20 protein-coding genes are annotated in these 20,880 nt (G+C 45.9%); 11 read left to right on the forward strand and 9 right to left on the reverse strand.

All coding sequences use genetic code 11. The features are described 5' to 3' along the window. Positions 1-140 precede the first annotated feature (140 nt). The 4 genes from ACXAC1_RS04785 (at position 141) to ACXAC1_RS04800 (ending at position 4,785) form a co-directional block, all read left to right on the forward strand. The gene (locus tag ACXAC1_RS04785; protein WP_475059405.1) at positions 141-1,469 is read left to right on the forward strand and encodes an aminotransferase class I/II-fold pyridoxal phosphate-dependent enzyme; all 1,329 of its coding nucleotides are present in this window, start codon (positions 141-143) and stop codon (positions 1,467-1,469) included. Positions 1,470-1,728: 259 nt separating this feature from the next. Then, positions 1,729-2,184, forward strand: coding sequence for a PA2169 family four-helix-bundle protein (locus tag ACXAC1_RS04790; RefSeq protein WP_475059408.1), 456 nt, complete (start codon positions 1,729-1,731; stop codon positions 2,182-2,184). A gap of 223 nt (positions 2,185-2,407) precedes the next feature. Next, complete coding sequence (gene nspC / locus ACXAC1_RS04795; protein WP_133561941.1) at positions 2,408-3,505, forward strand: carboxynorspermidine decarboxylase; 1,098 nt, start codon at positions 2,408-2,410, stop codon at positions 3,503-3,505. Between the two features lie 35 nt (positions 3,506-3,540). Beyond that, the gene (locus tag ACXAC1_RS04800) at positions 3,541-4,785 is read left to right on the forward strand and encodes a saccharopine dehydrogenase family protein (protein ID WP_475059410.1); all 1,245 of its coding nucleotides are present in this window, start codon (positions 3,541-3,543) and stop codon (positions 4,783-4,785) included. Positions 4,786-4,848: 63 nt separating this feature from the next. Here the strand turns inward: ACXAC1_RS04800 and ACXAC1_RS04805 are convergent, their stop codons facing one another. The 3 genes from ACXAC1_RS04805 to ACXAC1_RS04815 form a co-directional block, all read right to left on the reverse strand. Further along, positions 4,849-6,768 carry a TonB-dependent receptor plug domain-containing protein gene (locus tag ACXAC1_RS04805; RefSeq protein WP_475059413.1) on the reverse strand — a complete coding sequence of 640 codons (1,920 nt, stop codon included), beginning with the start codon at positions 6,766-6,768 and terminating at the stop codon, positions 4,849-4,851. Positions 6,769-6,834: 66 nt separating this feature from the next. Then, on the reverse strand, positions 6,835-8,382 hold the full coding sequence (locus ACXAC1_RS04810; RefSeq protein ID WP_475059416.1) for an alpha/beta hydrolase: 1,548 nt from the start codon (positions 8,380-8,382) through the stop codon (positions 6,835-6,837). A 189-nt stretch (positions 8,383-8,571) separates the two neighbouring features. After that, the gene (locus tag ACXAC1_RS04815; protein WP_475059418.1) at positions 8,572-9,597 is read right to left on the reverse strand and encodes an adenosine deaminase; all 1,026 of its coding nucleotides are present in this window, start codon (positions 9,595-9,597) and stop codon (positions 8,572-8,574) included. A gap of 208 nt (positions 9,598-9,805) precedes the next feature. Between ACXAC1_RS04815 and ACXAC1_RS04820 the strand changes: the two genes are divergently transcribed. Next, on the forward strand, positions 9,806-10,084 hold the full coding sequence (locus ACXAC1_RS04820; RefSeq protein ID WP_475059421.1) for a type II toxin-antitoxin system RelB/DinJ family antitoxin: 279 nt from the start codon (positions 9,806-9,808) through the stop codon (positions 10,082-10,084). 2 nt (positions 10,085-10,086) lie between these two features. Continuing rightward, positions 10,087-10,362 (forward strand): type II toxin-antitoxin system RelE/ParE family toxin, encoded by a 276-nt coding sequence (locus tag ACXAC1_RS04825; protein WP_475059423.1) that lies wholly within the window; start codon positions 10,087-10,089, stop codon positions 10,360-10,362. A gap of 77 nt (positions 10,363-10,439) precedes the next feature. On the opposite strand, the gene ACXAC1_RS04830 is transcribed toward ACXAC1_RS04825, so the two are convergent. The 3 genes from ACXAC1_RS04830 to ACXAC1_RS04840 are packed head-to-tail and all read right to left on the reverse strand — an operon-like array spanning position 10,440 to position 12,677. Beyond that, positions 10,440-11,102, reverse strand: a complete 663-nt coding sequence (locus ACXAC1_RS04830) for an anthranilate synthase component II (RefSeq protein WP_475059425.1) — start codon at positions 11,100-11,102, stop codon at positions 10,440-10,442. A gap of 11 nt (positions 11,103-11,113) precedes the next feature. After that, on the reverse strand, positions 11,114-12,499 hold the full coding sequence (locus ACXAC1_RS04835; RefSeq protein WP_228191447.1) for an anthranilate synthase component I family protein: 1,386 nt from the start codon (positions 12,497-12,499) through the stop codon (positions 11,114-11,116). Continuing rightward, positions 12,492-12,677, reverse strand: a complete 186-nt coding sequence (locus ACXAC1_RS04840; RefSeq protein WP_233402319.1) for a Trp family transcriptional regulator — start codon at positions 12,675-12,677, stop codon at positions 12,492-12,494. Before ACXAC1_RS04840 ends, ACXAC1_RS04835 begins: the two co-directional genes overlap by 8 nt. Before the next feature lie 235 nt (positions 12,678-12,912). On the opposite strand from ACXAC1_RS04840, the gene ACXAC1_RS04845 reads away from it, so the two are divergent. After that, positions 12,913-13,332, forward strand: coding sequence for an SRPBCC domain-containing protein (locus ACXAC1_RS04845; protein WP_475059428.1), 420 nt, complete (start codon positions 12,913-12,915; stop codon positions 13,330-13,332). A gap of 308 nt (positions 13,333-13,640) precedes the next feature. On the opposite strand, the gene ACXAC1_RS04850 is transcribed toward ACXAC1_RS04845, so the two are convergent. The 3 genes from ACXAC1_RS04850 to dctP all read right to left on the reverse strand — a co-directional run bounded on the left by ACXAC1_RS04850 (position 13,641) and on the right by dctP (position 16,481). Next, entirely contained in the window at positions 13,641-14,918 is a 1,278-nt protein-coding gene (locus ACXAC1_RS04850) for a TRAP transporter large permease (protein ID WP_475059430.1), read from the reverse strand. Beyond that, entirely contained in the window at positions 14,918-15,430 is a 513-nt protein-coding gene (locus ACXAC1_RS04855) for a TRAP transporter small permease (protein ID WP_475059432.1), read from the reverse strand. The genes ACXAC1_RS04850 and ACXAC1_RS04855 overlap by 1 nt, the downstream gene beginning before the upstream one ends. A 61-nt stretch (positions 15,431-15,491) precedes the next feature. Further along, positions 15,492-16,481: a TRAP transporter substrate-binding protein DctP gene (dctP, locus tag ACXAC1_RS04860; RefSeq protein WP_475059434.1), complete on the reverse strand. Its 990-nt coding sequence runs from the start codon at positions 16,479-16,481 to the stop codon at positions 15,492-15,494. Positions 16,482-16,838: 357 nt separating this feature from the next. Between dctP and cysP the strand changes: the two genes are divergently transcribed. The 4 genes from cysP (at position 16,839) to ACXAC1_RS04880 (ending at position 20,820) form a co-directional block, all read left to right on the forward strand. Then, complete coding sequence (gene cysP, locus ACXAC1_RS04865; protein ID WP_475059437.1) at positions 16,839-17,852, forward strand: thiosulfate ABC transporter substrate-binding protein CysP; 1,014 nt, start codon at positions 16,839-16,841, stop codon at positions 17,850-17,852. Positions 17,853-17,953: 101 nt separating this feature from the next. Next, positions 17,954-18,811: a sulfate/thiosulfate ABC transporter permease CysT gene (gene cysT, locus ACXAC1_RS04870; RefSeq protein WP_228191443.1), complete on the forward strand. Its 858-nt coding sequence runs from the start codon at positions 17,954-17,956 to the stop codon at positions 18,809-18,811. Positions 18,812-18,826: 15 nt separating this feature from the next. Next, positions 18,827-19,684, forward strand: a complete 858-nt coding sequence (gene cysW, locus ACXAC1_RS04875) for a sulfate ABC transporter permease subunit CysW (protein ID WP_475059440.1) — start codon at positions 18,827-18,829, stop codon at positions 19,682-19,684. Positions 19,685-19,695: 11 nt separating this feature from the next. Continuing rightward, positions 19,696-20,820 (forward strand): sulfate/molybdate ABC transporter ATP-binding protein, encoded by a 1,125-nt coding sequence (locus ACXAC1_RS04880; protein ID WP_475059442.1) that lies wholly within the window; start codon positions 19,696-19,698, stop codon positions 20,818-20,820. Positions 20,821-20,880 lie beyond the last annotated feature (60 nt).

The raw sequence follows: 20,880 nt of genomic DNA on the forward strand, positions 1-20,880 counted from the left end.
AAAATTAAACCTAATACACTAAACAAGCTCAACTTACTTCCAGCAACTCTTACTATAACCGCTCTAAAAAGAAACTATTCCTCTCGCATTCCATTTAACGATAGGCTCAAGGAGTCATCCCTAAAGTAAGAAATAGTCCTATGTCACACGTACCTTATGCTGATACTCCAATTCACGCAGAAACAGTTTTCAACGCCATCCACGAAGCTGGCATCCCGACCATGGCAAAAGCCGGCATTCGCGAGTTGGTGTCGCTGGTCAATAAAATTGAGCAGCGCACAGGAGATCACTACATTCGTATGGAAATGGGAGTTCCAGGTCTTCCAGCGCCAGAAATAGGCATCGCGGCAGAAGCACAAGCCCTGCGAAGTGGCGTGGGCTCCAAGTACCCGATGATCGAAGGTGTTCCAAGCTTAAAGCAGGAAATTAGTCGTTTCTGCAAACAGTTCTTAAACCTAGAAGTTTCCCCTGAAACCTGTTTCCCGACGGTCGGTGCTGCACAAGGTGCTCTCGCTATGTTTTTGGTTGGTAACCGCATTCGCGAGCAAGGTGGCACGTTATTTATTGATCCTGGCTTTCCTAATCAAAAGCGTCAGCTGGCAATGATTAATCAGAAATGGGGCAGCTTTGATGTGTACAATTATCGTGGCGAAGCACTGAGAGACGCCCTTGAAGAACATCTATCTACTGGTCAGTACACAACATTACTGTACTCCAACCCGAACAACCCAGCTTGGATTTGCTTTGATCATCAAGAACTTCAAATCATTGCCGAGGTGACGAAAAAATACGACGTGATCGTAATCGAAGATTTAGCCTACTTCGGTATGGATTACCGCTCAGACTATTCGGTTCCTGGACAAGCACCTTATCAACCGTCAATCGCTCACTATACAGATCAATATGCGCTGCTGATCTCCAGCTCAAAAGTCTTCAGTTACGCTGGCCAGCGGATTGGTAGCATGGTGATCTCTGAGGCGTTATTTAAACGCAGCTTCCCAACGCTTAAAGTAACATTAGGTCATGAGCAATTTGGTAAAGCCATGGTTTTTGGTGCGCTGCATGGCTTGTCTTCAGGTGTCACGCACTCAACACAATACGGTTTAGCCGCCATGCTTAAAGCGGCTAACGACGGTACGCTTCCATTCCTAAATATGACGCAAGTATATGAAGCCCGTGCGGCAAAAATGAAACAGCTCTTCGTCAAACACGGTTTTAAAATCGTCTACGACAATGACAATGGTGAGCCCTTAAGCGACGGTTTTTATTTCACCTTTGCCTACCCAAATATGAGTGGCGATGAATTACTGACCGCGCTGCTTTACCACGGCATCAGTGCCATTTCCCTAGCCAATACCGGCTCTGAGCAGATTCATGGCGCGCGCGCCTGCGTTTCCCAAGTACGTGACGAGCAACTTGTAGACCTTGAATATCGCTTAGTGGCTTTTCAAAAGCGATTCCCTCGATAACAGCTGATCAAACAGGGCTTCAATCATACTTCAGTGAAGCCTTTCTTCATCCTTTCGCCCATCTGCATGACGTAAGAAACCACCAAATACCGTCTATTTTTCTGACAATTATGCGAACAATGAATAGCTAACGTGTAGTAAGCGTGCAGTCTTTCGATAACGCTTGAAAACTCAGCCCTCACCATCAAACCTAATGATTAACACGTTGCGAAACGTCTTCTCGACTTAACTAAGATTGGACGAATGAAAGGAGAGAACGATGCAAAACCAAACACAAGCAATTGAAACGAAACATGTGGCAGACATTATCAAAGTCATGAATGGTGGTATTGAATTCTACGAAAAAGCCAAACAGGAAGTAGACAGCCCTCGTATAGAACGCATGTTTAACAAAATGATCGAAGCGAAAGAAGCCGCTGTCAGTGAGTTACAGCCATTTGCGATTGCAGAGAAAGGTCACGTTGAAGAAGGCTCTAATTTAGAAGTGGAAGCACGTCAGGCTTATACTAAATTATTGGATAAAGTCACTAAGGCTTCCACTGAACATACTTACGTTGACCAACTAGAAGAAGTCGAAGACAAGGTGCTCGAAGAACTTGATGAGGCACTCAAGCTCGATCAGCCATCTGGTTGCGAGAGAGCTTTACGTGCGGTCCAAGCTCGAATGCGAGAGTGTCATGATGAGATGAAAGCTCTACAAATGACGACTCATTAAGGCTATTTAGTTAGTGCTTAAATTGAATCGCAAAAACGGCCTCTATCGAGGCCGTTTTTCTATATCAAAATACACATTAGACTAACAAGAAGCGATTAGCCATCTTCGATGCATTTTTGCCGCAAATGGCCTGTAAAAATGTCTAAAATTCGCACGTTTCGCGCTAGTCACCAGAATACCTTTCTACTAGAATACCGCCTTTTCAACGACGGGGCTGACCGCCATGTTACAGACACCTTACTACCTCATTGATAAAGCGAAACTGCTAAAGAATTTAGAGAAGATCGCTTACGTGCGCGAACACTCCGGCGCAAAATCACTGTTGGCCTTGAAGTGCTTTGCTACTTGGTCGGTATTTGACCTGATGCAAGAGTACATGGATGGCACGACCTCATCCTCGTTGTATGAAGTCAAACTGGGCAAGCAAAAGTTTGCTGGTGAAACCCATGCCTACAGCGTGGCCTATGCCGACAATGAAATCGAAGAAGTGCTGGAAAACAGCGACAAAATCATCTTCAACACCATTGGCCAATTTGAACGCTTCAAAGAAGCAAGCCAAGACAAAACTCGCGGTCTACGCGTCAACCCACAAGTTAGTACTTCTGAGTTCATCATCGCAGACCCTGCTCGCCCATTTAGTCGCCTTGGCGAATGGGACCCGAAACGCATTGAAAGCGTGATCGATGACATTTCAGGCTTTATGTTCCACAACAACTGTGAGAACAATAATTTTGATCGTTTTGACGAAATGCTCACTTTGATCGAAGAACGCTTTGGTTACCTAATCGAGAAAATGCAGTGGATCAGCCTAGGTGGCGGTATTCACTTCACTGGTGAAGGCTACCCAATCGACCAATTCTGTGCCCGATTAAAAGCCTTCTCAGACAAGTACGGTGTCCAGGTTTACCTAGAACCAGGTGAGGCCTCGATCACGAAGAGTACTACCCTTGAGGTAACCGTATTGGACACTTTGTACAATGGCAAGAACTTAGCCATTGTCGACAGCTCAATCGAAGCCCATATGCTGGATCTTTTGATCTATCGTGAAAACGCTCGCATGACCCCATGTGATGGCGATCATGAATACATGATTTGCGGTAAGTCTTGTCTGGCGGGCGATATCTTTGGCGAATTTAAATTCAACCATGAACTCAAAGTCGGTGATCGTATCTCCATCGAAGATGCAGCAGGCTACACCATGGTGAAGAAAAACTGGTTCAACGGCGTCAAAATGCCATCCATCGCGGTGAAACAATTAGACGGTACCATTGAACTGGTGCGCGAATTTGACTACGACGACTTTATGCACAACCTTTCCTAAGGCTGCATCATTTCAACACTGGAGATAGTAATACCATGAAAAAGAACGTACTGATTATCGGTGCCGGAGGGGTTGCACGCGTTGTGGCTCACAAATGCGCCCAACACAATGACACACTGGGCGATATCGCCATTGCCTCACGCAGCGTTGCGAAATGCGAAGATATCGTTGCCAGTGTCCACGAGAAAGGCGCTATGAAAGTTGAGGGCCGCATTCAGGCATATGCTCTTGACGCTCTTGATGTTGCCGCAACGGTTAAACTGATCAAAGACACCAACTCTGAGATCGTCATCAACGTAGGTTCTGCCTTCATCAACATGTCTGTTCTTGAAGCATGTATGGAAGCAGGCGTTGCTTACCTAGACACAGCGATCCACGAAGATCCAACGAAAATTTGTGAAACCCCACCATGGTACGCAAACTACGAGTGGAAACGCCGCGAAGCCTGCAAAGAAAAAGGCATCACAGCGATTTTGGGTGTAGGTTTTGATCCAGGTGTTGTAAACGCCTACGCAGCCCTTGCGTACAATCACTACTTCGACAGCGTAAGTGACATCGACATCATCGATATCAACGCAGGTAGTCATGGCAAGTACTTCGCGACTAACTTCGACCCAGAAATCAACTTCCGTGAATTTACCGGTGTTGTGTACTCTTGGCAGAATCGCGAGTGGAACGTCAACAAAATGTTTGAAGTAAGCCGTACTGATGACCTACCTGTGGTAGGTAAGCAAACGTCTTACATGAGTGGTCACGACGAAGTGCACTCCATTTCACAAAACCTAGACGTGCCAAACGTACGTTTCTGGATGGGCTTCGGTGAGCATTACATCAACGTATTCACCGTATTGAAGAGCCTAGGTCTATTGTCAGAGCAGCCAGTTAAAACAGCAGAAGGTCTAGAAGTGGTACCACTTAAAGTGGTGAAAGCCGTTCTGCCTGATCCATCTTCTCTAGCACCAGACTACACAGGCAACACGTGTATCGGTGACAAAGTGAAAGGCATCAAAGACGGTGTAGAGAAAGAAGTCTTCATCTACAACGTTGCTGATCACAAAGACGCTTACAACGAAGTGGGCAGCCAAGGTATCTCTTACACGGCAGGTGTTCCACCGGTTGCTGCAGCAATTCTTGTGGCAAACGGCACTTGGGACTGCGCTGAAATGCGTAACGTTGAGCAACTAGACCCTCGCCCATTCCTAGGTCTATTGAACGAGATGGGTCTACCAACTCGTATCCAAGACGAAGACGGCGACCGTCCTTTCGAATACAACGCGTAATTTGAATGAGTCGAAAAGCCCCAGTTCTATCTGGGGCTTTTTTGCTAGAAAGTAATTACATCATCAGAAATGATAATTAGCACTAACGTAATAGCTACGTCCTAACTCAAATGTCGTAAAGTCTGAATCTTCCTCATCCAGGCGCACATCATTTAAATTTTTAATGCCCGCGCGAATCACTAAGTCATCAGTGACATCGGCAATAACACCAATATCTGCACGGTAGTATGACGATAAAGTTTTGATGTCATTGTTGTCGTCAGTACCTTTCATACCAGAGATAAAGTTCACATTTAAGAAAGTCGCCAATCGATCGGTCGTTTGATGATCAAAACCAATCATAGCTTGATGTTTAGCGCGCCCAGTAAGTTCCGTAACATTACCACTGTCATCCTCGGACTCGGTGTCTAAGAAAGTATAGTTCGCACTCACCATCAAGTCTTCAGTTAAATCCATCGACGTCGACAACTCAAAACCTTGTGTCATCGCTTTATTAACGTTGACCCATTGCACACTAATTGGATCCGTCGAGCGGTCTACTGTGCGTGTAATCATGTTATCAATGTCATTCTTAAAGATCGCTGCACTGAGATCATAAGATGCTTTGCGCAATTCGAATCCGATTTCATAACTGGTGCTCGTCTCAGCTTCAAGGTCAGAGTTACCGGATAGGAAACAGCTGCCGCCACAACTTACTTGCGAATAACTACTATTAGACTGTGCAATAGAAGGGGCTTTAAACGCTTGGCTAACACCCCCTTTTATCGTTAAGCCATCCCCCGCATCAACCACTAGATAAGCCTTTGGAGAGAAGTTACTGCCGTATATTTCGTGATCATCCATTCGGCCGCTCAGCGTCAGATTGACGGCATCATTTAAGGCTATGCCATCCTGCACAAACACACCATATTGGTCGGTTGAGTCACTGCCGTTTTCCAAGAAGTACGGATCAGTTACTTTCTCAAGCTTGTAATCCACACCTGCCAATACATTATGTACGCCGAAAGTGGCGTCGGCATAGGCTTTAGCGTAAGTGTTGCGTTGCTCTAAATTGTCATGATCCGGCGTTGGGTAACGAGAGTTATAATCGCTGACGTCACTGTTTTCTTGCTTGATAAACGCTGTTGTATTACCCCAATCCCAAGCCCCTTTGTAAGTGGCACCCAAATCTATACGAGTGATTTCTTGCTCTCGATAGGCCCCCTCACTGTACGCTTGATAAGGACGTTTATCATGGTTGTAACCAAAGTCAAAGTCGACACTCTGCTCGGCTGTGGCCTGCCAAGCAAGGGTAGAGGTCAGGTTTTGAACTTTTCGTTCCTCACGTTGAGAAACTTCGTCCTCCGCATTTAGATACCAAGGATCTTGCTGCTGCGCTTCTGCACTCACGGATACTTTCAGATTGTCCGCTAATGGTCCTTGTGCCGACGCACCTAGACGATATTGAGCTCCCTCATCTCCAGACTCGATCATACGCACTTCTGCATTAACAGTGCGCTGCCATTGGTCATCCAATGGTTGCTTGGTAATGATATTCACCACGCCACCGATCGCATCGGCACCGTACAATGCAGACATCGGGCCACGAATAATTTCTACTCGCTCAATTGCATTGAGAGGAACCGAGTTCAAATCTGTATCGCTACCTTTAGCGAATGCGCTGCTCGAAGAAACACGCTTGCCATTCACTAAAATGACCGTATAAGCACCATCTAGACCACGGATCTGAATCTCATCGCGGCCACTACTGTCAGTGCTATTGTTTACCCCCACCGTCTCACGCATTAAATCCGATAAGCTGCTGACTGCTGACTTTTTAATATCATCTGAGGTAATCACCGTCGCAAATGCAGGTGCCTCCTCCGATTTTTGAGAAGCCAGTGTTGCTGTAACCAACAGTTCATCTAACTCAACCCCAGCTGCGAACGAAGCACATGGCAACGCAGCAAGAACAGAAAGGGCTAGGCACTTCTTGGCAAACATATGAATAAACTCCATCTTTAATGATAACCGTTATCATTATACATATTGTTTAATTTTTTACACGATTTACTTACGTTCTCCCGCTAAATAGGTCAAGCCCTCTTCCAGAGCTAACGACCACGAGTAGTAATCGTGCCCAGCCGATAATAAGGTCAATTTATAGGGCACATTTCTAGCGTCCAGTAACGCGGCCACGTCTACGTTGTGCTCAAGGATTCCCGCTTCATCATTACGCCCTGTTTCAAATTTGCCTGCACTGAGATACACCGATAAGGGTAATTGCTCGGAACTTGCCAAACGTTCTTGCATTGAGCCACCCGCTCCCCGCCACCAAAAAGATCCAGACATAGACAACACATGACCTACTCGATCTGGCCGATTAAGGCTCGCAGATAGCGCAGCTAAACCGCCGTAACTAGACCCCGCAACAATGACCTGCTCTCGCTTAAAGGTCTGTCCTGCATGATGTTCTAACCAAGGCAACAGCTCATCAGCGATAAAATCTGCGTACAATGGGTTGGCAGGAAGCTCATTGCTTCTGGCTTCGGCATCAGGGTTGTTAACCAGCAATAGCCATAATGGTCCTGTTAAGCCACTTTCGTACAAATGATCTATACGTTCTGGAGCGGAAACTTTGTGCTCGTATTCGTTCCCATCCAACAGGATAACCAGGTGAGCAGGCCGCTCTGGTGTCATGACGTTAGGTCTATACAGGGTCACTAAACGTTCGTTATCTAAGATATTGCTGTGTAGCCAATGTCGCGTTAAGCGTTGATCATCGAGCGGTATATCGGGGATTGAAACCTGAGACGCTATGTCAACGCGGGAATACTGAACAAGTTGTTCATCTAAAGGCCACACATCGGCATTTAAAGGATCGGTCTCTGCTCGGCTTAAAATCGCCACCCGATTTTCACGCTTACTGGCGTCTAGATGTGGTACATCTGGAGCGACGCGATAACTTAGCAGAGTATCAGCGGGAACAGCAAAGCTACGGAACCATATATTACTGTCTTTCAGCTTTTGTAATGAAATAATGTCATTCGATGGCGCCCCTAAAATACGCACATTGTGCTTCGCTCCAAGATAAACAAAAGTCATCAGGCGTTCGGACTCAGATTGTCCAGGTAGTGTCTCAATAATGGGAGAATGAGTTGGTACTTGCCCTTCTTTAACCCATTGCTTTAACTGAGGACTCTTAAGTTGCTCAATGCTAACTTCTTTAACGGGTGGTGCAGGCAGCACTTGAATAGGACTCAAAGACCAGTGCAACGGAGTATCGTAATCACTCCATTCATTCGCTATCTGAAGTTTTAGCGACGCTTTATTTTGACTCATAAAACGCAGTTGCTCTGTACCACTGGCAAATGAAGTTAATACTTTCCTCCCCGACTCTTGCTCTAATACAACATGCAACAAAAGCCCTGCAGGTATGTGTAACTCAGCGATCCAATATTGTTCATCGGAGGTTGCGGGAATGATTAGAGCTTGCTCAGCCGCCGCCTCGAAAGACAACTGTCCAGCCGTAGAAGTTGGCTTTCCAGTACCATTTGCGATACTAGAAAGTGGATAAATGGCCAAAAACAGAGCAAGCCATACTTTGGGAATTGTCATAAAAAATGCCTCTTAAATTCCATTTATGTGATTCAGCAAGCACTATCGAACCACAAAAATTAATAAAAATCATTATCAAATGAGAGGCGTTTTTTTATAGCAGAAATATGCCATGTATATTTTTTGGGGGGAAGACGAAAAAAAAACCGCCAGACAGGTTTTATGATACTGCTTGGCGGCTTTGAAGACTCATAAGGTATGTTTAAATAGTTCTATAACAGTCTTTATATGTTTTTCCTTAGTGGACTTATCAAGCCAGCTGCCCTCAAAGGCATTGCAAGCCAGCGCCAACAATTCCTCTTTGGTAAGCTGTGTTTGGGTCACTAGTTCACGGAAATTATCATTCATATACCCCCCAAAATACGCCGGATCATCCGAGTTCACTGTTGCGTTTAAGCCATAACGCAGCATGGTGCGAATGGGGTGGTCCTCTAATGTATCCACCACACAAAGCTTAAGATTGGACAATGGACAAACCGTTAACGTCAGGCCTTTATGTTTAATCGTTGCAATTAGGTCTTCGTCTTCTAACGCACGGTTACCGTGGTCAATACGATCCACACCGATCACATCCAGCGCTTGCCAAACATATTCTGGCGGCCCTTCTTCCCCAGCGTGTGCCGTCACAGGAAGCCCTAGCGCTTTACATTCACGGAACACATTTTCAAATTTCACTGGCGGATGGCCCACTTCTGAGCTGTCCAACCCAACACCATCGATCCACTCTAAATAGGGTTTAGCAAGCTCCAACGTTTCAAACGCACTGGCTTCATCTAGGTGTCGTAAGAACGACATAATCAGTTTGAATGTGATACCTAAATCACGTTCGGCATCTTTCAGTGCACCATAGATCCCTTTGATTTGTGTGTCAAAACTCACCCCACGGCTCAAGTGCCCCTGTGGATCAAAGAAAATCTCGACATGCACTACATTATCTTCGTGCACACGCTTTAGGTACGCCATGGTTAAATCGTAAAAGTCCTGCTCTTTAAGCAGCACCGACATACCTTGGTAATACAGATCCAAGAAGTCCTGCAGGTTCTCGAATTGGTAGGCTTCTTTTAACTCTTCCACTGAGTTGTACTTCAGCGCAACTTGGTTACGTTGGGCGATGGCGAACATCTGCTCTGGCTCGAACGTGCCTTCAATATGCAAATGCAGCTCCGCCTTTGGCATCTTCATTGCCAAATCTAATAATGCTTCAGAGCTGGTCATGTCTCTCCCCTTACTCAATGCTTTCTCGATGGAATGTATTGTTGTCTTTATGGCTCTCTAAAAGTTAGCAAGGGTTTGCTCTTTTAGAAAACTTAACTAATTGGTTAATTTGTATTTTAAAGCAAAAACCATGCTAACGAGAGAAAAAACCACCCGACAAATATCCTGTGCTAACATTTGTCAGACAAGATACTAATGAGGCTAAGTTATGGAAACACGTATTCAATTTCGCGTGGACGAGGAAACTAAGCGTTTAGCTCAGATGATGGCAGAAAGCCAAGGAACCACTTTAAGTGGCGCTTGCCGAGCGCTTGCAGAGCAACTGGCCGAGCAACAACGTAAGCGTTTATCGCACGATCAATGGCTAGCAGAACAAGTGGAAAGAGCGTTTGACAAGCTTGAATCGCAGCAAGCCGAATTTGTAGAAGCTGAACAAGCAGAGGCTGAAATGAACGCTTTCAAGGCCGCACTTAAGGCCAAGGAGTAAGCATGATTTTATGGGAAAAGGACGCCCTAAAGGATCGAAAACGGCTCTACGAATTTTTATACGAATTTAACCCGATCGCCGCAGATAAAACCGATGATCTACTGGTTGCGAAAATCAAACTGCTTATCGAACACCCCAATATGGGTGCGGTGAAGCCAAATCAAAAAGGCAGGATGCTGATCATTCCCGATGTATCACTGCTAGTGCTGTATCACCTTGATCAAAGCAACATCAAGGTTCTACGTATCTTACATATGAAGCAGAAGTTTCCAGAATGATAGGCCGAGCAGCTATCACTGCTCGGCTTTCTTTAACGCCTTTGGTCAGACTTACACCTGCTCTCTACATTTACTTTTTACATTTGAAATAAGAAGTTCTTAATCAGATCGCGGCCGCCTTCGGTGGCGAAAGATTCTGGGTGAAACTGAATACCTTGAATCGGGTATTGCTTGTGGCGCACGCCCATAATTTCGTAATCCCCGCCTTGATGAATCACGGCATGGTTGGCAAAGTCTTTCAGTTTCAAATCACCCACAACTGAGGTGACTTCTAGACACTCCGGTAAGCTTTCAGGCTCAGCCATTAACGAGTGGTAGCGCATGATTTCTAGCTGATCAGGGATATCGTGGAAGATACCTTCACAGTTATGAGTAATCGGGCTCACTTTACCGTGCATCGGTACGTGAGCTTTGACCACTTTGCCACCAAATACATGACAAATACCCTGCATGCCCAAGCAAACGCCCATTAATGGGATGGTTTTACCCAATTCACGAATCACATCAGCACATACGCCAAAGTAAGCCTCGTCGTCAGGTGAACCAGGTCCTGGTGAAATGATAATGCGATCTGGTTGTAGCGCTTCAATGTCTGCCAAGTTCACTTCATTGTTACGCTTAACAATGACATCAAACTTCTCAAGTTCACCTTTACTTTGTGCCGCCATCAGAATTTCACCGATGTACTGGTACAGGTTGTAAGTAAACGAATCGTAGTTATCGATAATTAACACTTTCATCTGCTAAGCCCTTACTGCGCTGGTGCGAATTGATCTAGCACGCGCTTGGTGCCAGCAAATTTACGTTGAATCTCTTCGTACTCACCTTCTGCATTGGAGTCATAGACGTTACCGCCACAGGTTTGTACATAAGCTTTATTGCCTTTTGCGAACACGGTACGAATCGGGATAGCAAAGTTACAGTCACCATTAAAAGAGAACTGCCCCACCGCGCCACCGTAAGGACCACGGCCGTCACCTTCCATATCATCGATGATCTTCATGGCTTCGATCTTGGGTGCACCAGTCAAGGTACCCGCAGGGAAATTGCTGGCTAATGCGGAGAACATATCCTGATCGTCGGCGATAATCCCCACGATCTCACTGGAAATATGCTGCACGTGACTAAAGCGTTTTATATCCATCAAAGAGCGTACTTTAACGGTACCAAAGCGCGCCACACGACCGATATCGTTACGGTGCAAGTCAACGATCATATTGTGCTCGGCGATCTCTTTAGGATCGTTCAACAAAGCACGGGCCAGCGCCACGTCTTCTTTTTCATCGACGCCACGCTTTGCTGTACCTGCTAGCGGGAAGGTTTCCATTTCACCTTGGCGCAGACGGAACAGCAATTCTGGACTCGCGCCAATAACCTTTTGTTCACCAAACTTAATGTAATACATCTGTGGTGATGGGTTCACTTCGCGCATCTGTTCATAGATACCGATGGTGTCACCATCCAGATCAAACCACTTTTTAAAGCCCACTTCAGTTTGGAAAATTTTACCGTCGACGATGTCCTGCTTCACTTTAGCCACCGCTTGCGCGTGCTCTTCACGACTCATAGATTCACCCGCTGGGGTGACGACCAATGGGCCGTTCTCTGGAACAGGTGCTTTTAGCAAGGTTTGTACTAATTCAGAACGGTCTTCGTCATAATAGAAGTAGAAAACCTGTCCCGTCATTTTGTCCAAGATTAAACCGTCTTTGTATAAACCAAAGCGGAAACCGTCGAACATATCACTGGTCTGTAGATTGAGCGTTGGCTCAAAGTAGTTCATCGCATCGTAGCCGATGTAACCGGTTAGACCACCAGCATAGCCACGGGAAATAATGTTCTGCGGCACAATACTGCGTAGCAAGTAGTAGGGATTATCCGATTCGTAAGATTCAGTCGCGCCATCACGCTCTTGGATAAATAGGGTATTACCCTCTGCCCACAGCAATTTTTCAGGGTCAAAACCAATGATGGAATGGCGCGAGATATAACTCTCTTCACCTAAGGATTCCAACATAAAGCAGTTGGCAAATTGCTTTTCGACTTTCTTAAACATGCCGAAAAAGTCACAGTCCGAGCTGATGGTCACGTATTTAGGCTTACGTGGCAGCTCAATGCGTGGCGGAAGGTTACTCATGATCTTTTAATTCCTTTAAAGCGCGGGAACCACGGGTTACGGTCGCAATCCCCACACCTAGCTGTTTGGCAATTTCTCGTTGGGACACACCTTCTTCTAGCAACGCAAAAATCTGCAAACGGCGCTGCATCTCGCTGATCTCATTGGGCGTGAGTAAAGCGTTTAGCTTCTGCGCCATCGCCTCAGCATCTGGGGTGTCTAAAAAGTAATGAATCAAATTATGCACAAAGGCGTACCTTGATGTATCAATGTACTAGTACACTAAACCTCAATACTAACTTAATCAAGAGGTACTGCATTTTTTAAATCTATAAATTCATTTTATGTCCATATTATTCACATCTCTTTGCTCGACAGAGGTAAAAATCTCATCTATAAATTTTACAGTGCAAATCAATGGAAGGATGCCGAGTATGCAAATCACCGTCGAAACAACTGTTAATGCCCCGATAGAAAATGTTTGGGAAGCGTGGACAACGCCAGCTGTGATTCAACAATGGAATGCAGCCTCTGATGATTGGTGCTGCCCAAAAGCAGAGATTGATTTGCATGAAGGTGGGCTTTTTGACTATCGCCTGGAGTCAAAGACTGGCACTCATAGCTTCAACTTCTCTGGCCGCTTTACCCGCCTCAAGCTACTACAACGAATTGAATACACCCTAACAGATGGAAGGCAAGTCGCTATCTTTTTCTCTGAGACTGCTGATGGTGTCCTCATAACAGAAACATTTGAAGCTGCCTCCAAGTACGCTATTGAAGCAGAAAAAGAAGGCTGGCAAAGCACCCTCAACTACTTCAAACAAATTGTCGAAACCAATCAATACCTGTCGTAATGCTACGCCCAGAGCACAATGGCAAAAGTGATTAAGGTTAGAACGATGACCTTCAAGGCAATCAATACAATGAGTTTTTGTGGTGATAAATTCATGAGATCTCCTCTCAGTAAGCTCACTATAACAAATTTCATAGATGTCGCTTTTGAGATAAGTGCATCTCACGATCTACATCAAACCTCTTCACTCCTAGAGTTCACTAACTTCGCAGAGTGACAGGTTAATTAGAATTTGTGCGCAGCATTGCCTAAGAAGTATCGTTATAAAAAAATACCGACATCTTAAATAATTAGATGCCGGTATTAAGATTATCGAGCGAGCTGATAAGGAATATATAGAGCTAAGTCTGGCCAGAACCAAAGAAGAATTGCTGTTAAAATCATTATGATTGCGAACGGCAAAGCACCTTTTGCAACATCTTCCAATGACGCTTTAGCAACCCCCTGGATGATAAATAAGTTCATCCCTACCGGCGGTGTGATCAACGCAGTTTCAATTAACACAACAAAGAATATTCCGAACCAGATAGGATCTATGTTCATATTCAGTACCGCTGGAAGCAACACGGGAACCATGATCAGCAGCATTGAGAGGCTCTCTAAGAAAAATCCAATCAAGAACAGCACTAGCCCCACAGCTAAAATAAACAACCCAGGATTAGAGATATTTTGCGTTAAAATTATACTGATGGTTTGCGGTAACATATAAAGAGTAATCGCATAAGAAAACACCTTTGCGCCAGCAACGATTAACATCACCATTACTGTGGTTTTAAGGGTGCTTTCCACACTTTCTTTCAATAAAGTCCAATTCATACGCCCCATTGCGAAAGTCATGATTAATGCTAGTACAAAGCCTAGACCCGCACTTTCTGACGGTGTCGCAATACCCGCATAAATCGAACCTATGATACATACAGCCAATAGAATCGTAGGCAAGGCCATTAAAGTCGCCCGTTTACGCTCAGCCCAATCAACTTTTGGCATCGGTTGATAATGATTGGAAAGGCGCGCAAATAAGACACCGTAAACAATGAACGCCGTAGCCAAGAACAATCCAGGGCCCACACCCGCTAAGAATAGAGTTTTGATCGAAGACTCCGAAACAATACCGTAGATAATCAACGGTATTGATGGTGGAATCAAAATGCCTAGAGTCCCCCCTGCAGCCAGCATCCCAAATACAAACTTCCGATCATAGCCACGCTTAACCATTTCAGGGATCGCAATCGTACCGATGGTAGCAGCTGTCGCTACCGATGAACCAGAGATCGCAGAGAACAAGGTGCAGGACATGATGGTGGCAACACCGAGTCCTCCGGGAAAATGTCCCACCCAAGCTTGAACACCAGCAAAAAGATCTCGACCAACACCACCACGCAAAAGTACGTTAGACATTAATAGAAACATTGGCACAGCAAGAAGCTCAAAGCTATCCATTGCTCCATATAAACGCTGAGGAACTCCTACCATTGGGAGTCCTTTGAGCGCCAATAAAATAATACCAAGACCACCTAGAGCAAACGCTACAGGAGTGCGAAGTACCAACAACGCAAGCAACGCCACAAGAATAAATAATGCTTCCATTAGTGCGCCCCACCCTGACTTATAGATGATTTATTGTGGGTGGGTAACCAAATTTCTAGCAGTTCAACAATGCCTTGAAATATCAACAAGCCCGATCCGAGCCATACTGGGGCATGGGTGAACCACTTTGGCAATGCCAGATAAGTATCGGTAGTATGTCCCGCCAAAGTAGACTTCAGCCATAACTCAAACCCGAAGTAACATGCTACTGAAGCAAAAATGAACATAAATAAAATTGCGAAGCTATCACAAAGTCGACGCCCTAGGGTTCCCGGCGTACGAAATGCCAAATCGATAACAATCACTTCTCGATGTTTCAAAGCGAAAGCCGCCGCCAAATATACTGACCAAACCATCAAAACACGACTCACTTCATCTACCCAAACGGTTGGCGCGTTAAATACATAACGCATCACAACTTCGTAAGTAATGAAGCAGCCTACTGCAAACAAGCTCCAAGCACACAATTTCCCAGTCCATTCGGAAACTGTATTCATCACACGCGAAAACATGTGTAACTCCTAGATAAAATTGAAAGCGTTAGGAAGAATTCTCCCTAACGCAAATGGACTTCTACTGTACTGATCGAATAGCTCGTACGGCTTCCGCACCGGTCTCGCCAGTCTCTTTAACAAAGCGATCAACCACAGACTGAGTCGCTTCTCGCCACGCTGTACGCTGCGCTTCAGTCAGCTCAACCACATTCATATAGTCTTTCATTTCATCCACTGTTGCGGATTCTTCCGAATAGACTTTATCTCGTAGTTGCTGCTCAACCGTTTTCGCTGCATCGTTTATGACTTGTTGTTCGTCACTGGACAAGCTTTCATACAGGTCATTATTAATCACTGCAACGAACTCAATCGCGCTATCAAAGGTCAGCGTCATATTATCCATGACCTCATATAGTTTTCGTGATTTCACTGCCGAGGCGCCAGTCATACCAACATCTACAGCACCTTGTTGATAAGCAAGAAACTGCTTAGATCCAGACAGTAAAGTTGGCGCTCCATTTAAAGCTTCTGCTGTCCAACCATGAACTTTACCGTAGGTACGTACTTTCTTGCCTTCAATATCAGAAGGCTCAACAATTGGTTCATCATTACTTAGATACACATTTCGGCCAAAAGCTTGCCACCACAGTACACGAGCACCTGTTTCTTCTAAAATCTTGCTATCTATCGCTTTACGAAGGTCAGAGCCCGGTGCAACCGACGCTCGAATATGTGCTTCGTCGTTAAAAATAAACGGAACTGCGATAACATCCACAGCAGGCACTGATCCGGCAAAACGTCCAATGAAGGTAGAGCCGGCATTAATCGCTCCAGAGCCCACAGCCTCAGGCACCTCTTTATCTTTGAACAACTGAGCAGATGGGAAAAGTTGAATACTTAGATCACCATTCGACTTCTCCGAAATTAACTTGCCAAAATCAATCCAGTTTTGACTAACAGGATGCGTTTCAGGGAGCTGGGATGTCACAGTAATTGTGGTCGCCTGTACCGCAAAAGATGAGCAAAGGACGGAGATACCAAATAAAGAACTGCTAATTATTTTTTTCATGTGTTGCCTCATTATATTTTTCGTCTGTTTACACCAACGAAAAGGACATATGAACTCTATTTTAAGCAAGAGATTCAAAGCCTTCCGTGGTATTAAAGCAGGGGGCAACCAGTTAACTCAATCAACTCTAAAAAATCAAAATGAACTCTATCTGCCAATTCGATATCCTTATTTCCTGCAATATTACACAATGTAACTAATCAGCCTAAACTCATTTTTGATCATTACAGTAGATTCATCGAAAAACGTTATTCCTATATTCCAAAATCTTCCATTTTTCGATCTTGTAATAACTAAATCTTTTAAATAAGATACTTGCTAATTATTAATGATTCGCATTTATCGAAAGGTATTCCCATGAAATTTAAGTTTAAACAGATCAAGTCAGTCGCGGGTGCGCTGCTTTTAGGTTCTGCAGTGAATGCCTCTGCAGCCGACCAAACCATCTTAAACACGTCTTATGACATTGCCCGTGAGTTGTTCGCAAGCTACAACCCGGTGTTCCAAAAGCACTGGGAAGAGAAGACGGGCCAAACGGTTGAAATTAAACAGTCTCATGCAGGCTCGTCCAAGCAAGCACGTTCTATCCTGCAAGGTCTGCCTGCGGATGTGGTGACCTTTAACCAAGTCACTGACGTTCAAATTTTGGCAGATCGTGGCAATTTAGTGGCTGAAGATTGGAAACAAAAGCTGCCAAACAACAGCTCACCATACTACTCAACGACAGCGTTCCTAGTACGTAAAGGTAACCCTAAAAACATCCATGATTGGGGTGATCTAGCGAAGGAAGACGTAGGTCTTGTATTTCCGAATCCGAAAACCTCGGGCAACGGTCGGTACACTTACCTTGCAGCACTTGGCTATGCTCAAGATCAGTTCGGTAAAGACAACACCGAGGCACAAAAAGGTTTCTTGAAAACCTTCCTAGCCAATGTTGCGGTATTCGACACAGGTGGCCGTGGCGCAACCACAACGTTCGTTGAACGTGGCATCGGTGATGTATTGATTACCTTCGAATCTGAAGTAAACAATATCCGTCAGCAATACGGGGTGGATGACTATGAAGTCGTGGTACCAAAAACATCGATCCTAGCGGAGTTCCCAGTTGCAGTTGTGGAGCGTAATGCTAAGAAAAATGGCACTCTAGACGTTTCGACTGAGTACCTAAGCTACCTATACAGCGAAGAATCTCAGCGTCTACTGGCAAGCTTTAACTACCGCGTGCACAACGATGTGGTGAAAGCAGAAGTTGCTGACCGCTTCCCTGAAGTAAAATTACTAACCGTTGAAGAAATCGCCGGTGGTTGGCCTCAAGCGATGCAAAACATCTTCGCTAACGGTAAGCAGTTAGATCAGCTTCAGCGTCGCTAATTAACTGACTTTGTTAGCTTTTCTCGCCGGGCGCTATGCGTCCGGCGTTTGCGTTTCTAAGACTTGGATAACTCGACTGATTTCGCCAAGGAGCGATGACCATGTCCACCACGTTAAGTGTTGCCAGCGCCAAGCCTCGTCATAAGCGGGTGTTACCCGGCTTTGGATTAAGCCTCGGCAGCTCGCTGTTTTTTATCAGTTTAATTTTGCTATTACCCATGACTGGTCTGGTCATGCAAACCGCCAATATGGGATGGTCTGAATATTGGTATGTCATTACCGATGAGCGTGTCGTGGCCAGTTACAAGGTCACCATTTGGGCGGCGGTGATTGCATCGGTGTTCAATGGCTTATTTGGTTTGTTGCTGGCTTGGGTATTGGTGCGTTACGAATTTCCCGGTAAGCGCATCTTGGATGCACTGGTGGATTTACCTTTTGCCCTACCAACTGCCGTGGCAGGCATCACTTTGGCTACGCTTTATGCGGAAAACGGTTGGTACGGCCAATTGCTGGCGGAGCTTGGCATCAAGGTGGCTTACACGCCACTTGGAATAGTGGTAGCGATGTCCTTTACCAGTATTCCCTTTGTAGTACGTACCGTGCAGCCAGTACTAGAAGAACTAGCGCCCGAGGAAGAAGAAGCAGGCATTACCCTTGGCGCATCGGATTGGTCGGTATTTCGTCGCATTATTTTACCTTCACTTTGGCCCGCATTGGTCACAGGTGTGGCATTGTCGTTTACCCGAAGCTTAGGTGAGTTTGGCGCGGTCATTTTCGTCGCAGGTAATATGCCTTACATCAGTGAGATCACTTCGTTAATGATCTTTGTACGCTTACAAGAGTTCGATTTTCCTGCCGCAAGCGCCATCGCATCCGTTGTATTGATCGCTTCGCTGGTACTTTTGTTCGCCATCAACATTTGGCAAGCGCGTTACCTAAAACGCTTGCACGGACGTTAATTCGGAGGAAACAACATGGCATCTGGACAACGTCATCAACAACGTGTGGGCGACAGCCCTGCGGTAAAATACACGCTGATTGGCTTAACTTTGGTACTGACTGCAGTGCTTTTGGTAGTGCCTTTAATCAGCATCTTTCAGCAGGCATTCGTCGATGGTTTGGCTGTTTATTGGGATAGCCTTGGCGATCCAGACACGCTGCACGCGATAGGCTTAACGCTGTTCGTCGCGCTACTAACTGTGCCGATTAACTTGGTGTTTGGTGTGCTGCTGGCTTGGTCGGTGACACGCTTTGAATTCCCTGGTCGTAAACTTTTAATGACCTTAATGGATATCCCGTTTGCGGTCTCCCCTGTGGTCGCAGGTCTTCTGTATCTATTGCTGTACGGCAACAACGGTTGGATCGGTGCTTGGCTGTTCGAGCACGACCTACAGCTGATGTTTGCATGGCCGGGCATTGTCATGGTCACGGTGTTTGTCACTTGTCCGTTTGTCGCCCGTGAGCTGATACCGCTGATGCAACAGCAAGGCCGTGAAGACGAAGAAGCAGCGGTGATCTTAGGTGCATCGGGCTGGCAACTGTTCCGCCGTGTGACACTACCAAATATCAAGTGGGCGCTTTTATACGGTGTGATCCTGACCAATGCACGCGCAGTGGGTGAGTTCGGTGCCGTATCCGTAGTGTCAGGCAATATTCGTGGTGAGACCAACACTCTGCCACTGCATATTCAATTGTTATACGAGGATTACCAAGCCACGGCCGCGTTTGCGAGCGCGTCTTTGCTGGCGGTGATCGCCTTGATCACTTTGATTTTCAAAGCCTTTATTGAGTGGCGCCAAGAGCGTGCCCATAAAGCAGAATCGACACATTAATAGGTGACAACATGAGTATTCGCTTAGAAAACATCTCCAAAACATTCGGCCAGTTCCAAGCTTTGTCACCGCTGTCATTGAACATCGACGAAGGCGAAATGATTGGTCTGTTAGGCCCATCAGGCTCTGGCAAAACCACTCTGCTGCGCATCATCGCAGGTCTTGAAGGGGCGGACTCTGGTCGTATCCAATTTGGCGAGCGCGATGTCACGAACTTGCACGTGCGTGATCGTCATGTGGGCTTTGTGTTCCAAAACTACGCTCTGTTCCGTCATATGACGGTCGCTGACAACGTAGCGTTTGGCCTTGAGGTCATGGACGCGAAACAGCGCCCTAATAAGTCTGAAATCCAACAGCGCGTTAAGCATTTGTTAGAAATGGTGCAACTGGGGCATCTTGCCAACCGCTATCCTTCTCAGCTATCGGGTGGTCAAAAGCAACGTATTGCCTTGGCTCGTGCCTTGGCGACTAAACCTGATGTCCTACTTCTTGATGAGCCATTTGGCGCACTAGATGCCAAAGTACGTAAAGAACTACGCCGCTGGTTACGCAGTTTGCACGATGAAATCGGCTTCACCAGTGTCTTCGTAACCCACGACCAAGAAGAAGCGTTGGAACTATCGGATCGCGTTGTGGTGATGAGCAACGGGCACATTGAACAAGTGGACGAGCCTGCACAACTGTATGCTCAGCCAAACAGCCGTTTTGTGTTTGATTTCTTGGGCAATGTGAATGTGTTCGACGGCAAGCTCGAGCAATCTCGTTTAAACAACGAGCAAGCGTGGATCAGTGCCCCAAGTAGTGATGTGCCACTTACCAATGGCCAACTGTACATACGCTCCCACGAGCTTGCTCTGTACACAGACGCAACGACTGTCGCAAACTTGCCGCTTCGCGTTGTAGCAGTGAACCCAATTGGTCCCGAAGTGCGCGTAGAACTTGAACCCCATGAATGGCAATCTGAGCAAATTTGGGAAGCAGATTTAAGCCATGCGGATTACGCTCGTAACCCAGTCAAACGTGGTGAAATCGTGTTTGCCGGACCTAAAAACGCGTACTTCTTCCGCGAAGACAGCCAACAAGCGCCGGAACAGGTCTCTTGGGATAAGGCATCAAACCCAGCAAAAGTAAAATAATACACCTCGTATACCTTCTGATGACCCTATCATCTGCATCGGAAGGTACGCACCTTTCCT

The organism is Marinomonas sp. AWM4_232 (genome assembly GCF_056158325.1).

Bases quoted from the DNA above. Each gene is read 5' to 3' on its own strand.
- ACXAC1_RS04850 (WP_475059430.1), bottom strand. From the start codon at position 14,918: ATGGAAGCATTATTTATTCTTGTGGCGTTGCTTGCGTTGTTGGTACTT.
- ACXAC1_RS04845 (WP_475059428.1), top strand. From the start codon at position 12,913: ATGCAAATCACCGTCGAAACAACTGTTAATGCCCCGATAGAAAATGTT.
- ACXAC1_RS04880 (WP_475059442.1), top strand. From the start codon at position 19,696: ATGAGTATTCGCTTAGAAAACATCTCCAAAACATTCGGCCAGTTCCAA.
- ACXAC1_RS04855 (WP_475059432.1), bottom strand. From the start codon at position 15,430: ATGTTTTCGCGTGTGATGAATACAGTTTCCGAATGGACTGGGAAATTG.
- ACXAC1_RS04790 (WP_475059408.1), top strand. From the start codon at position 1,729: ATGCAAAACCAAACACAAGCAATTGAAACGAAACATGTGGCAGACATT.
- cysT (WP_228191443.1), top strand. From the start codon at position 17,954: ATGTCCACCACGTTAAGTGTTGCCAGCGCCAAGCCTCGTCATAAGCGG.
- ACXAC1_RS04815 (WP_475059418.1), bottom strand. From the start codon at position 9,597: ATGACCAGCTCTGAAGCATTATTAGATTTGGCAATGAAGATGCCAAAG.
- ACXAC1_RS04825 (WP_475059423.1), top strand. From the start codon at position 10,087: ATGATTTTATGGGAAAAGGACGCCCTAAAGGATCGAAAACGGCTCTAC.
- ACXAC1_RS04800 (WP_475059410.1), top strand. From the start codon at position 3,541: ATGAAAAAGAACGTACTGATTATCGGTGCCGGAGGGGTTGCACGCGTT.
- ACXAC1_RS04805 (WP_475059413.1), bottom strand. From the start codon at position 6,768: ATGTTTGCCAAGAAGTGCCTAGCCCTTTCTGTTCTTGCTGCGTTGCCA.
- nspC (WP_133561941.1), top strand. From the start codon at position 2,408: ATGTTACAGACACCTTACTACCTCATTGATAAAGCGAAACTGCTAAAG.
- ACXAC1_RS04785 (WP_475059405.1), top strand. From the start codon at position 141: ATGTCACACGTACCTTATGCTGATACTCCAATTCACGCAGAAACAGTT.
- ACXAC1_RS04810 (WP_475059416.1), bottom strand. From the start codon at position 8,382: ATGACAATTCCCAAAGTATGGCTTGCTCTGTTTTTGGCCATTTATCCA.
- ACXAC1_RS04840 (WP_233402319.1), bottom strand. From the start codon at position 12,677: ATGGCGCAGAAGCTAAACGCTTTACTCACGCCCAATGAGATCAGCGAG.
- ACXAC1_RS04830 (WP_475059425.1), bottom strand. From the start codon at position 11,102: ATGAAAGTGTTAATTATCGATAACTACGATTCGTTTACTTACAACCTG.
- dctP (WP_475059434.1), bottom strand. From the start codon at position 16,481: ATGAAAAAAATAATTAGCAGTTCTTTATTTGGTATCTCCGTCCTTTGC.
- cysW (WP_475059440.1), top strand. From the start codon at position 18,827: ATGGCATCTGGACAACGTCATCAACAACGTGTGGGCGACAGCCCTGCG.
- ACXAC1_RS04835 (WP_228191447.1), bottom strand. From the start codon at position 12,499: ATGAGTAACCTTCCGCCACGCATTGAGCTGCCACGTAAGCCTAAATAC.
- ACXAC1_RS04820 (WP_475059421.1), top strand. From the start codon at position 9,806: ATGGAAACACGTATTCAATTTCGCGTGGACGAGGAAACTAAGCGTTTA.
- cysP (WP_475059437.1), top strand. From the start codon at position 16,839: ATGAAATTTAAGTTTAAACAGATCAAGTCAGTCGCGGGTGCGCTGCTT.